Genomic DNA, 12,327 nt, shown 5'->3' with positions numbered 1-12,327 from the left:
CGCAGCCCGTCCGGCGCTCGTCAGCCGCTCTGGACCGGGTTGCGGTCCACGTACTCGAAGACCGAGCCGTCCGGGTGCACGGCGATCAGGTTGCGGCCGGCCGGCGTGGCGAGCGGGCCCGCGAGGACCTGGGCGCCGACGCCCGTGAGCGCGGCGAACGCCTCGTCCACGTCCTTGACGGCGATCGTCGCGGTGACCTTGCGCAGCACCTCGATCTCCTCCGCGGGACCGCTCATCAACAGGAAGCAACTGACGGCGGCGACGGAGACCCCGCCGCGCTCGAAACGGAGCGCGGGGCTACCGGTCAGTCGTTCGTAGAACGCGACCGAGGTCTCCAGGTCGTCGACGCAGATGCGCAGCGTGGTTCCCAGGATTTCCATACGGCAGAGGGTAGCGAAGCACCGTTCTCCGTGACCATGGACTCGGTGACTCGGTGACTCGGTGACTCGGTGACTCGGTGACTCGGTGACTCGGTGACTCGGTGACTCGGTGACCCGGTGACCCGGTGACCCGGTGGAACCAACTCTCAGGCCCGGCAGAGGATTTCACCGTGCGGGACCATGAACCACGCGTCGGGGTCGGCGCCCCACGCGTGCCACGCCGCCGCGATCCCGGACAGGCGCGCGTCGGTCGCGTGGCCGCCGCGCACCGCCAGTTGCGCGTACCCCGACGCCGTCGTCCGCTCCGCCCACAGGCCGCTCCACCACGCGCGTTCCTCCGGGGCGGCGAAGCACCAGGCCGACGCCGTGGACGTGATGTCCGTGAAGCCCGCGCGGCGGGCCCAGGAGCGGAGCCGGCGGCCCGCGTCCGGTTCGCCGCCGTTGGCGCGGGCGACACGGCGGTACAGTTCCTGCCAGCCGTCCAGCGCCGGTGACGACGGGAACCAGGTGAACGCGCCGTAATCGCTGTCGCGCGCCGCGACCGTCCCCCCGGGCCCGCACACGCGGCGCATCTCGCGCAGCGCCTGTACGGGGTCCCCGACGTGCTGGAGCACCTGGTGGGCGTGGACGACGTCGAACGAGTCGTCCGGGAAGTCCAGCGCGTGGACGTCGGCGACCACGAAGCGGACGTTGTCCAGGCCGCGCGCCGCGACCGTCTCGGCGGCCCGCTCCAGCACGTCCGCCGCCGCGTCCACGGCCGTCACCGTGCCGGGTGCCACCAGCGCGGCCAGATCGGCCGTGATGGTGCCGGGACCGCAGCCCACGTCCAGCACGTCCATCCCGGAACGGAGTTCGGGGAGCAGATACGCCGCCGAGTTCGCCGCCGTGCGCCAGCGGTGCGAGCGCAGGACCGACTCGTGGTGGCCGTGGGTGTAGACGGCGGTCTCTCGTGCCATGACCGGACTCCTTCTCGTGAAGTGGTCCGGTCACGGTACGCCGCGATGTCGGAATATGAGACTCACGTCTCGCCATGCGGTCAGTCACCGACTGTCCGCAGCCACTCCTCACGCGTGAGCGCGTACTCCACGTCCCCCTGCTCCGAGCCCTCGATGGCCTCCGGCCAGTCCTCGAAGTACGTCCGGACGAACGTCAGCCCCGCCTTCTCCATCACCCGCCGTGAACCCGTGTTGACCGCCATCGTGTTCGCCGTGACCCGCTCCGTACCCAGCTCGGTGAAGGCCTTGCCCACCAGCGCGCGGGCGCCCTCCGTCGCGTACCCCCGACCCCACACGGCCCGGTGCAGCCGGTAGCCCAGCTCCACCACCTGCCAGCCGGCTTCGGCGTTCAACGGCCTCAGCTCGAACCAGCCGAGCCACTCGCCGGTGGCCCGCTCCTCGGCCGCCCAGAAGCCGCGCCCGAGGAGCCGGGGCAGCGTCTCGGCGCGGAACGACTCGGGCGCGACGGGCACGCCGCCGTCGATGAAGCGCTTCACACCGGGGTCGTTGTCCAGCGCGAGGAGCCGGTCGAGGTCGGCCTCGGCGCAGTCGCGCAGCCGCAGCCGAGCGGTTTCGAGAAAGAGCGGAGGCGTGGGCGGAGATACGGGCGGAGGTACGGATGCCATGCCCGCGATCGTCGGCCGCGCGCCCCGCGCCGTGCCACCGGTTTATGTTCCGGCAAGGGTCACTGGAAGGCGCGCGGACGGTAGACCGTCAGCCCCTCGTTCTCCTTGTCGATGGTCAACTCGCCAGGCGACTCGGCCACTTCGCCGTCGAAGGCCAGCGGCGTACCGGGCGCGATCCCCCTGATCCGCACCCGCCGCATCCGCTCCGCCGCGTGCACCGGCGACCGGCTCAGCGGCCCGGCCGCCGCCGCGGCCAGCAGCCGCAGGCTCGGGAAGCTACCGCCGTGCACCACCCGTACGTCCAGCAGACCGTCCGCCAGGTCGAGCCGGTGGCCGGGCGTGAACCCGAAGCGCTGATAGATGCCGTTACCGGCGAACAGCATCCACAGCGACCGCTGCCGGCCATCGAACTCCGCCTCCAGCTGATGCTGGCCGCGCAGCACCTTCACCGCCGCCACCACCCCGGCCGGCCAGCCACCGATCCGCGGCGCCCAGTGCTCCCGGACCCGCACCAGCTCCGGATAGACGCCCAGGCTGAAGGTGTTGAGGAAGTGCCCGCTCACCCCGTCGGGCCCGGTGAACCGCCCGAGGTCGACGCGGACCGCGTCCCCCTCCGCCATCGCACGGCACGTGTCGTGGAAGTCCTCGATCCCGAGGTCGTACGCGAAGTGGTTCAGCGTGCCGCCGGGGAACACCGCCAGCGGCAGCCGGTGCCGGGCGGCGACCACCGCGGCCCGGTTGACCGTGCCGTCACCGCCGACGATACCCAGCGCGCGGCAGCGCTCCGCCGCCTTCTCCAGCTCCGTGTTCACCTCCTCGGGATCGCACTCCACGAACTCCGCGAGCGGCAGCGCGTCGCGCAGCGCGCCCGCGGCGTCCGACGAGCCCGACGCGCGGTTGACGACGATCACCATGTCCTCGCCGGCCGGCAGGGCCGGCGCCTGCGCGTGCGGCCTGCCGGGCGAGGGCAACTGGGAGCGGGTCGGCACGAGGCCCCGTACCGCGAACGCCGCCCCCACCCCCAGCGCGGCACCCACCAGCACATCACTCGGGTAGTGCACGCCCGTATAGACGCGGGACGCCGCTACGGAGAACGCGAGCGGCGCCACCACGGCGCCCCAGCCCTTCGACTCCAGGGCGACACCCGTGGCGAAGGCGGCGGCCGACGCCGCGTGCCCGGACGGGAAGGAGGTGGTGATCGGCTGCCGCTTCAGCTGCCTTATCAGCGGTACGGCGTCCAGGACGGGCCGCCGGCGGCGTACCGACCGCTTGCCGATGGTGTTGATGGCCGCCGACGCCACGGCGAGCGAGGCCACCCCGCGCAGGGCGGCACGCCGGGAGCGCTGCCCGCGCCCGACGAGAGCGATCGAGGCGGCGGCGCCGAACCAGAGGAGACCGTGGTTGGCCGAGCGGCTGAGCCGGGGCAGTACCGGGCCGGCGCCCGGCCAGTGCCGGGTCGCCGCCGACCGGAAGACCTGCTGGTCCCAGCCGCTCAGCAGGGCGGCGACTGAGCCGCGCGTGGCGGGATCGGCCGGGGTACGGCCCGTGTGGATGTCAGACATGGAACGCGGGTACCCCGTACCACCCACCCCCAAGCAGGCTCCGGTGTCTGGTGCCCTGACCGGCCGGACTCGCGTCCGGCGGGGCGGCCGGGGAGAGTGGGTGACATGGACAATCCACTGCTGGACCGGCACGGCGAGGCGCTCGACCTCTTCACGGACCGGGTGCACGCCGTCCGCGCCGACCAGTGGGGCGCGCCGACGCCCTGCGCCGAATGGTCCGTACGTGACCTGGTCAACCACCTGACGGCCGAGCAGCTCTGGGTGCCCCCGCTGGTGGGCGAGGGCCGGACCATGGCCGAGGTGGGCGACGCCTTCGACGGCGACGTGCTCGGTGACGACCCGGTCGCCACCTGGGACCGCGCCGCGGCGGCCTCGCGCGCCGCGTTCGCCGGGCGGGGCGCGCTGGAGCGTACGGTCCGGCTCTCGTTCGGCCCGACCCGGGCCGACGCCTACTGCTCGCAGATGGTGCTCGACGCCGTGGTCCACACCTGGGACCTGTCACGCGGGATCGGCGCGAACGAGCGGCTGCCCCGACCGCTGGTCGACTTCGCGCTGAAGGAGGTTGCTCCGTACGCGGACAGCCTCCCGCAGAGCGGCCTCTTCGACCCCCCGCTGGAACCGCCGCCTGGCGCCGACGCCCAGACGCGTCTGCTGGCGCTGCTGGGCCGCGAATCCGGTCCGTCCGGCGCCTGAGGAAGAACGGGCCGCACGTCTCGTGCACGTCTCGTGGCCGGTGGCCCGGCCAGTGCCAGTGCTAGGGCGTGTTGCGAAAGTAGCGCCGTCCGCCCGAAGGGCGGGGCCGACGGCGTCTGGTGCGTGCGATCGCAAGGCGGAGGATCGTTCTCGTACTGGGCGTACTTGGACGAGTCCGACAACGCGGCGAGTGTGCGTGCCAGGCGTCGTCGGCCAGGCGGGACTTTCGCAACACGCCCTAGTGCTGAGTGGTGACCGGCGGGAGGTGGCGGGCATGGCGACGACCGGGACGGTGCACGAGGGGCGCGGCCCCGTACGGTACGGGCCGCCGGCCCCGGCGGCCGGTCTGCCCGCGCTGCCCGAACTCGTCGCCGTACTCGCGGACGCGGCGGCACAGACCTCGCCCGAGCCGCCCGGCGGCGGACCGGTCCTGCGGGAGGCCGCCTGCGGCTACTGGTCCAGGCGCGGGCTGCCGACACACCCCCAGGAGGCCGCCGCGGCGGCCGGCCCCCAACCGCTGCTCCTCGCGCTGCTCGCCGCGCACGGCGGCGACGTCCTGATGCCCCGCCCGCACCCGGCCTCCTGGGCGCCGCAGGCCAGGCTCCTGGGCCGGCCCGTCTTCCAGGTGCCGACCCCGGCGGAGTGCGGCGGCGTACCCGATCCGTACGCACTCCTGGAGACGGTGCGCCGGGTACGGGCCGAGGGCGGCACGCCACGGCTGCTGCTGCTCTCGATCGCCGACGACCCGACCGGCACCGCGGCCCCGCCCGAGCTGGTCAGGGAGGCGTGCGAGGCCGCCGTGGCGGAGGGCCTGCACATCATCAGCGACGAGACCTGGCGCGACACCCTGCACCGGCCGCCCGAGACGGTGCCGGTCAGCCCCGCCGAGATGTGGCCCGACGACGTCACCGTCTTCTTCGACCTGGCGGGCGCGCTCACCCCGGCGTCGTGGCCCGCCGCCGTCGCGCGCTTCCCCGCCACGCCCGGCGGAGCCGTGCGCCGGGCCGACGTACTGGACCATCTCACCGCGCTGGGCGCGCTCGTCGCGGGGCCGGTCGCCGCCGCTGCCGCCCACGCGCTGGACGAGCCGGCGGCCGTGACGGCGCGGGCCGCCGCCGCGGCCGCGCTGCACGCACGCGTGGCCGGCGCCGTACACCACGCGGTCCTCACCGCGGGGGCGCTGGCCAGACCGCCGCAGGCGGGCCGCCATCTCTACGCGGACCTCGGGCCGTTGCGCCGAGGTCTCGCCGCGCGAGGGGTCGGCGACTCGATGGAACTCGAAGAGTTCCTGGGCGAACGGCTGGGCATGCCGGTCCCCGGCGGGCACCGGTTCGGGGACGAACTGGGCGCGCTGCGGGTGCGGCTGGCCACCGGACCGCTGCTCGGGTCGACCCCGGAGCAGCGGATGGATTCCCTCACCGCGCGGGAGCCGCTGGAACTGCCGCATGTCGCCGACGCGTTGAGCATGATGGCGGCGGCTCTGGGGGAACTGCGCGACCCGCGCTGAGAGTTCGCCGAGCCCGTGAGGGACCCGCCGGGTCGGCTGTCACGCCTGGTGCCCGTCCGACTCCCTCGGACCGTCCGCCGGCGTCGGCCCGTCCAGCGCGCTCCCGCCGTTCGCCGTGTCCTTCCCGCCGGTGTCCTTGCCGCCCGTGCCCTTCCCCTGCCCCCGCAGCCTGCGCCACACCGCCGGCCCGCCGCTGATCAATACCGTCAGCGCCACCGCCGCGACGACGCCCTCCCACGGCTCGTTGAAGAGCGAACCGCCGAGGATCCCGATCAGCTGGTACGTCGCCGCCCACGCCAGGCACGCCGGCAGCGCGCCCTTGATGAACCGCATCGTCGACCACCTGCTGAGCAGGCACGCCAGCATCACCGGTATCCGCCCCGCGGGCACCAGCCGCGACAGCACCAGCACCGTCACACCGTGCTCCCGCAGCTTGCGCTGCGCCTGGTCGAGCGTGTCGTCCGCGACCCGCCGCTCCAGCGCCGCCAGCCAGCGCGAGCCGTTCTTCGAGTTGACCCCCCGCCGCCCCAGCCAGTAGAGCGAGATGTCGCCGAGGAACGCCGCGAACGACGCCACCACGAATATGTAGAGCAGCGCGAGCGGCGCCGTCTGATGGAAGGCGACCACGGCCGCCGAACTCACCACGGCGCCCGTCGGTACCACCGGCACCAGTGCACCCAGCGCCACCAGCAGGAACAGCGACGGATAGGTGACGGCCTGCTGCGCCGACTCCGACGGCAGCTGACTCATGAGCTGGTCGATCACAGGTCGGCCCCCGGCCGCACACTCTCGCCGTGCTGAAGCCGGTGCACGGCGACTTCGGGCGCGCGCCGGGCCGCCTGGCGGACGAACTCGTCGCCGGGCGAATGGAATTCGTGCGGTCTGACCCCGTCCAGGCCGATCGGCCAGAACGTGCCGTAATGCACCGGCACCGCGGCGCCGGGCGCCAGCCGGGCCAGCGCCTCGGCCGCCCGGTCGGCGTTCAGATGGCCGTGGCCCAGATGCGGCCCCCAGCCGCCCACCGGCAGCAGCGCCACATCGACGGTGCCCACGACGTCCGCCATCTCGTCGAAGAGCCCGGTGTCGCCCGCGAAGTACGTCCGGCGCGCCCCGCTGATCACATAGCCGAGCGCGGGGGAGCGCTGCGGTCCCACCGGCAGCCGGCGCCCGTCGTGGTACGCGGGCACCGCCCGTACCCGCAGCGGCCCGATCTCCACCTCGTCGCCCGCGTCCACCTCGGTGATCCGCAGACCGTCCGCCCGTCTGACGGCGTCGAGCCGCCGCAGGCCGGGAACCGCCCGCAGCGCGCCGCGCGGCACGATCAGCCGGGTGCCCGGCGCGAGTTTCGCCAGCGACGGCAGATGCAGATGGTCGGAGTGCAGATGCGAGACGAGCACGGCGTCGGCGACCGCGGCCTCCGGCGGCGGCACGTCACCGCGCCTGCGGCGCAGATGCGCCAGCCGGCGTGCGAAGAGGGGATCGGTCAGCACCCGGACACCGGAGTCCTCGACGGTGCACGTGGCGTGACCCCACCAGGTGATGACATTTCCCAAAGCGGGACCTCAGCTCCGTCCGTATCCAGCTCTCAGCGTACGGCGGATAGGCGGCGGACGGGCGGCCGATGGCTCGCTCCCGTGCTTCCCGCGCGCCCGAGGGCGTGCGCCCGTGGCACATCCATGCGCCCGCCCGTGCCTGGTACGCGCCTCCTTAAGGAGGCGCGATCGGAGTAGGGTCGTCGAACACCGGGGGACAGGGGGCGGCTTCGGGGAAGCGGTCGGGTGCAGCTGAGCGGGGGGCCGGAACCATGGGCGATTTACGAGTGGCGGCGATAGCCAGCCTCACCCCGCTCGAAGAACTCGACCGCGAGCCGTTCCTGGTCGACATCCGGGGCCAGCAGGCGATGTGCGCGCGCTGGGCCGCCGACAAGGGGTACGTCGTCACGCGGCAGCTGCTTCTCTACGGGATGCGCGCCGACCACTGCGGACTCTGGATGGACGTCGAGGCCGGTGTGATCGACGCCTTCGTCGTCCCCAACGAACGGGTGCTCGACCGGGCGTTCGCCTCCGTCCCCGCCTTCTACGCCGAGTGCGAGCGCCGTGGCGTCCCCCTGGAGACCGTGGGGATGGACGAACCTTCGTACGACGCGACGTCCAAGGCCAAGGTCCACCGCAGGCTCTCCATGCCGACCGCCGGCTACGACGGCTGCTGACCCGCGCCCGCCCCCGAGCCCCCACCTCTCCAGTACCCCGCCTCCCCGAGCCCCCGCCTCCCCGAGCCCCCCTCCCCGAGCCCCCGCCTCCTGAAGAGGACCGGCCCCGTCGCGCGCTGTGTCAGGCTGTGCTGCGAGCCCGTGGACGTGTGCGGGCCCTGGACGTGAGGTGAAGACGCGGTGTTCAAGGGGCGATGGCGGACGGCCGGCACGGCCCCGGTGCGGGTGGTCGTCGTATGGGCGGTCTCCACCCTGACCATGCTGGTGCTCGCCGGCATCCTGCCCGACTTCCAGCTCCAGGGCGCCGACGACAGCCTCACCAGGACCGCGATCACCGCCGCCTGGGGAGCGGGCGCCTTCGGTCTGCTCAGCGCGCTCGTCTGGCCCTTCCTGGTCCGCGCCCTGCTGCTGGTGCCCGCCCTGGTGCTCGGCCTGCTGGTCTTCTTCCTCAACGGCTCACTGCTGCTGGTCGCGCTCAAACTCACCCCTGACGGCGGGGGCGCCGCCAACCCCGAGAACGCGATCGTGGTCGCCGCCGTCATGTCCGCCGTCGCGTCGGCCACCTCCACCGCGCTCGCCGTGCGCGACGACAACGCCTACCGGCGCAGGCTCTCGCGCCTCGCCGAACGCCGCCGGCGCCGTAGCGGCGAGAACAGCGTCCGCCGCGGCTACACGGCGTCGCCCGGCACGCTCTTCCTCCAACTCGACGGCGTCGGACACCGGGTGCTGCTCGACGCCGTCGCCGACGGCCACATGCCCACCGTCGCCGGCTGGCTCGGCGAGCGCCCCACCCACCGGCTCACCCCCTGGCGCACCGACTGGTCCAGCCAGACCGGCGCCAGCCAGCTCGGCATCCTGCACGGCAGCAACCACGATGTCCCCGCCTTCCGCTGGTACGAGAAGGAGAGCGGGCGGATCATGGTCAGCAACCGGCCCGCCAGCGCCGCCGAACTCCAGCGCAGGGCCGTTGAGCACACCCGCGACGGCGGACTCCTCACCCTCGACGGCGCCAGCCGCGGCAACCTCTTCAGCGGCGGCGCCGACCAGCTCGCGCTCGTCCTGTCGATGGCCGCGCGGCGCGGCAGGGCCACCCGCTCCCGGGCCGGCTACTTCGCGTACTTCACCGACCCGGCCAACGCCGTCCGTACGGCCGTCTCCTTCGTCGCCGAGGTCGGCCGCGAGATCGGCCAGTCGACGCGGGCACGGATCCGCGGCGACCGGCCGCGGGTGGGCCGGGGCGGGCTCTACCCGTTCATCCGGGCCTTCGCGACCGTCGTCGAGCGGGACGTCGTGGTCGCGGCGGTGATAGGGGACATGCTGGCCGGGCGCGCCGCCGTCTACGCCGACCTCGTCGCCTACGACGAGGTCGCCCACCACTCGGGGCCGCACAGCCGCGACGCCACACGGGTCCTGCGGCGGCTGGACCGCTCGATCGCGCTGCTGGCCAAGGTCGCCGACCACGCGCCGCGCTCGTACCGCCTCGTGCTCCTCTCCGACCACGGCCAGAGCCCCGGCGAGACCTTCCAGGGCGTGTACGGGCTCACGCTGCGGGATCTCGTACGGGCCGGCTGCGGGCTGCCCGTGCCGCGCCGCGCGGTGCGCACCAAGAGCGGCGCCGAGGCGCGCGACGCGGCCCGTGACGCCGTACGGACGGCGCTCCACCGCCCCGTCGAGGTCGGCGACGAGGACGGGGCCGGTGACGAGAAGCGGTCGGCGCGGGGCTCCGACCCGATCGTGCTCGCCTCGGGGAATCTGGGGCTGATCTCCTTCCCGGACGTCCCGGAGCGGATGAGCCGCGAACAGATAGACGAACGTCACCCCGCGCTGCTGCGGACCCTCGCCAACCATCCGGGCATCGGCTTCCTCCTCGTACGGAGCGAGGCGAACGGCTCCGTGGTGCTCGGCCCCGCAGGGGCGGAGATCCCCGTCGCCAAGCTGGACGACACGGGGCTGCTGGCCACGATGGGGCCGGGCGCCGCCGACGCGGTCCGGCGCACCGACACCTTCCCGCATGTCGCGGACATCATGGTCAATTCGATGTACGACCCGGCGACGGGCCGGGTGCACGCGTTCGAGGAGCAGATCGGCTCCCACGGAGGGCTCGGCGGGGAGCAGTCCAACGCCTTCCTGCTGTCGCCCCTGACCCTGCCCGCGCCCGTCCCCGGGGACGGTGAGCTGGTGGGCGCGGAACAGGTCCACGGGGTGCTGAAGCGCTGGCTGTACGACGGCCTGGGACCGCAGGTGCCCCTCGGTCAGACGCCCGCCACGCGCGCCGTGCCCCGCGAGGAGCGGGAGGAGCGGGAGGAGCGCGAGGAGACGGAGCCGAGCCCCGAGGGAGCCTGAGGGCCGGGTCTCCTCGGTCGCCGGACGGGCCACCCATGCGGCCCGTCCGGCGACCGAGGCCGAGAGCCAGTGCCCCTCCCGGCAAGCTCTGCCCCGGCGCGCCGCCCCGCACGCACGCTCGCCGCGTCGGCCACAAGCCCTGGTAGCTCCGCCACAAGGACTTCCGGCCTCCTTGCGATCGCACGCACCGGACGCCGTCGGCCCCGCCCTTCGGGCGGACGGCGCTACTTTCGCAACACGCCCTAGGCCTGGTCGTGTCCGTCCCGGCGCGGCTCGGTGGCCCGGACCGTGGCGGGGCCGGGCGCGGCCGCGGTGGGTACGGTGCGGGCGGTCGTCGGGGCCTTGGCCTCGTGCTCGGTGGAGCGTGCCGCTTCGGCGCGCAGCAAGGCGTTGAGTACGGCGAAGGGGTCGATGGGCATGGCTGTGTCCTCGCGGTGCGATGGGGGTTGACCGGCTGATGGGGTCGACGGGCACGGAGGTGTGCCGGACCTCTCAGCAGCGCAGCACCACACAGCGGGCGGGCGGTGGTCCGGCGGGTCCGTTCCCCGACGGGGCGACGGCCCCTCCGTACGGAGGGCGCGACGCCCCACGGTCGCTCCCGGCACGCGGGCCCGCCCCGCCGCGCCCGGTCCTGGCCGGCGCGGGCTGCGCCGCCATCGCCGTGTCATGGTGCCCTTCTCCCGCGGGCTCGGGCGGTGTCGACGCGGCCGGCCGGGGTTCCGTGCCGCGTGCGGCCGAGGCGCACGGGTCGAGCGACATCCCAAGGAGGGCGAACAGCACCAGGAGCACGACGACGCACACGGGGTGACGGCCCGCCGCGGCGGGCCGGGCGCTGCGCGGTTCCGGGGTGCTGTTCACGCGGCACGACCTCCTGATCGTGCATCCTGTGCCCGCGAACGCCGCCGTGCGCGCCGGGAGGCCGAGAACCGCTCGCCCGGGGGACGCGCGTTACGCCGACCTGTGCAGCTCTGTCCTCAGCCGCCGGGGGGCGGCGTCCGCGCCCTGCCCTCAGCCCACCGCCGACATGAGGTACTTCGCCGTCGCGGGATCGGCCGGCAGGAACGTCTCGATCGCCAGCTCGGCGACCGTCACGTCCATCGGTGTGTTGAACGTCGAGATGGACGACAGGAAGGTCAGGGTCTGGTTCCCGTGCTCGATCCGCAGCGGCAGGGCGAAGTTCCCCAGCGCGAAGGCCGCCGCCTCTTCGGCGTCCGCGGCCCCGTCCGCGCGGTCGTCCACGCCCTCCGGCGGCGGGTACGCGGCGACCTCCTCGTACAGCTCGCGCAGTTCATCGGACCGGGCGAGCGCGATCTGCCGCTCCATCTGGTGCAGCAGGTGACCGCGCCACTGCCGGAAGTTGCGGATGCGCGGCGCGGCCCCTTCCGGGTGCAGCATGACCCGCATCGCGTTCACCGGCGGGGCCAGCAGGTGCTCGGGCACGCCTTCCATGATCAGGGCGAGGCCCCGATTGGCCGCCACCAGCGTGTACGTTCCGTCGACAACGAGCGCCGGATACGGTTCGTACCCCCGCAGCAGCCGCTCCAGCCCCTCCCGCACCACCGCCATCGACGGGTCGTCCATCGCGGTCTCGGTGAACCGCGGCGCGTAGCCGGCCGCCAGCAGCAGGGTGTTGCGTTCCCGGACCGGTACGTCCAAATGCTCCGACAGCCGCAGGACCATCGCCTCGCTCGGCCGGGACCTGCCCGTCTCCACGAAGCTGATGTGCCGGGCGGACGAGTCGGCGCGCAGGGCCAGCTCCAGCTGACTGATCCGGCGCTGTTCACGCCAGCCTCTGAGCAGTGGCCCTACCCCGGTCCCCGGCGTTCGAGATGTCATACGTGGACGGTAGCCGGACCGCGACGGCACCCGCTCCGGGCCCGGCGTTCTGCGGGCTCCTCACAGGTGGGGCAATCTGGTGGGTAACGGGTGGAACCCGGCGCGTCACCCGTGTGCCGCCGTCGCACCCGGGCACCCGGCCTCCCGGGCACCGGGAAGGCCGGGAGGTCCACCGC

Annotated in this window: 13 protein-coding genes; 4 read left to right on the top strand and 9 right to left on the bottom strand. The window is 73.9% G+C overall.

Annotated features, from left to right (window positions below):
* Positions 1–20: 20 nt before the first annotated feature.
* From OG700_RS05165 to OG700_RS05150, 4 genes are all read right to left on the bottom strand, one after another.
* Complete coding sequence (locus OG700_RS05165) at positions 21–380, bottom strand: VOC family protein (protein ID WP_405609539.1); 360 nt, start codon at positions 378–380, stop codon at positions 21–23.
* A 146-nt stretch (positions 381–526) separates the two neighbouring features.
* Positions 527–1,336: a methyltransferase domain-containing protein gene (locus OG700_RS05160; RefSeq protein ID WP_405609536.1), complete on the bottom strand. Its 810-nt coding sequence runs from the start codon at positions 1,334–1,336 to the stop codon at positions 527–529.
* 80 nt (positions 1,337–1,416) lie between these two features.
* Entirely contained in the window at positions 1,417–2,001 is a 585-nt protein-coding gene (locus OG700_RS05155) for a GNAT family N-acetyltransferase (RefSeq protein ID WP_405609533.1), read from the bottom strand.
* Positions 2,002–2,060: 59 nt separating this feature from the next.
* Complete coding sequence (locus tag OG700_RS05150; RefSeq protein ID WP_405609530.1) at positions 2,061–3,563, bottom strand: bifunctional phosphatase PAP2/diacylglycerol kinase family protein; 1,503 nt, start codon at positions 3,561–3,563, stop codon at positions 2,061–2,063.
* A 105-nt stretch (positions 3,564–3,668) separates the two neighbouring features.
* Between OG700_RS05150 and OG700_RS05145 the strand changes: the two genes are divergently transcribed.
* The gene (locus OG700_RS05145) at positions 3,669–4,256 is read left to right on the top strand and encodes a TIGR03086 family metal-binding protein (RefSeq protein ID WP_405609527.1); all 588 of its coding nucleotides are present in this window, start codon (positions 3,669–3,671) and stop codon (positions 4,254–4,256) included.
* A gap of 274 nt (positions 4,257–4,530) precedes the next feature.
* Complete coding sequence (locus OG700_RS05140) at positions 4,531–5,763, top strand: aminotransferase class I/II-fold pyridoxal phosphate-dependent enzyme (protein ID WP_405609524.1); 1,233 nt, start codon at positions 4,531–4,533, stop codon at positions 5,761–5,763.
* Positions 5,764–5,802: 39 nt separating this feature from the next.
* Here the strand turns inward: OG700_RS05140 and OG700_RS05135 are convergent, their stop codons facing one another.
* Together OG700_RS05135 and OG700_RS05130 are read right to left on the bottom strand one after the other, a co-directional pair.
* Entirely contained in the window at positions 5,803–6,513 is a 711-nt protein-coding gene (locus OG700_RS05135) for a DedA family protein (protein WP_405609521.1), read from the bottom strand.
* Between the two features lie 11 nt (positions 6,514–6,524).
* A complete protein-coding gene (locus OG700_RS05130) occupies positions 6,525–7,316 on the bottom strand; it encodes an MBL fold metallo-hydrolase (protein WP_405609518.1) in 792 nt (263 codons plus the stop codon).
* Positions 7,317–7,567: 251 nt separating this feature from the next.
* Between OG700_RS05130 and OG700_RS05125 the strand changes: the two genes are divergently transcribed.
* Positions 7,568–7,972, top strand: coding sequence for a hypothetical protein (locus tag OG700_RS05125; RefSeq protein WP_405609516.1), 405 nt, complete (start codon positions 7,568–7,570; stop codon positions 7,970–7,972).
* 180 nt (positions 7,973–8,152) lie between these two features.
* Entirely contained in the window at positions 8,153–10,315 is a 2,163-nt protein-coding gene (locus OG700_RS05120; RefSeq protein ID WP_405609513.1) for a phage holin family protein, read from the top strand.
* Positions 10,316–10,557: 242 nt separating this feature from the next.
* Here OG700_RS05120 and OG700_RS05115 read toward each other — a convergent pair whose 3' ends face one another.
* From OG700_RS05115 to OG700_RS05105, 3 genes are all read right to left on the bottom strand, one after another.
* On the bottom strand, positions 10,558–10,734 hold the full coding sequence (locus tag OG700_RS05115) for a hypothetical protein (RefSeq protein WP_405609510.1): 177 nt from the start codon (positions 10,732–10,734) through the stop codon (positions 10,558–10,560).
* Positions 10,735–10,807: 73 nt separating this feature from the next.
* The gene (locus OG700_RS05110; RefSeq protein ID WP_405609507.1) at positions 10,808–11,173 is read right to left on the bottom strand and encodes a hypothetical protein; all 366 of its coding nucleotides are present in this window, start codon (positions 11,171–11,173) and stop codon (positions 10,808–10,810) included.
* A 150-nt stretch (positions 11,174–11,323) separates the two neighbouring features.
* Positions 11,324–12,151, bottom strand: coding sequence for a helix-turn-helix domain-containing protein (locus OG700_RS05105; protein ID WP_405609504.1), 828 nt, complete (start codon positions 12,149–12,151; stop codon positions 11,324–11,326).
* Positions 12,152–12,327 lie beyond the last annotated feature (176 nt).

This window comes from Streptomyces sp. NBC_01508, assembly GCF_045040315.1.
In the GTDB taxonomy this organism is placed as follows: Bacteria; Actinomycetota; Actinomycetes; order Streptomycetales; family Streptomycetaceae; genus Streptomyces.
The sequence above is the reverse complement of the archived record's forward strand: the minus strand, read 5'-3'. Positions and strand labels throughout refer to the sequence as shown.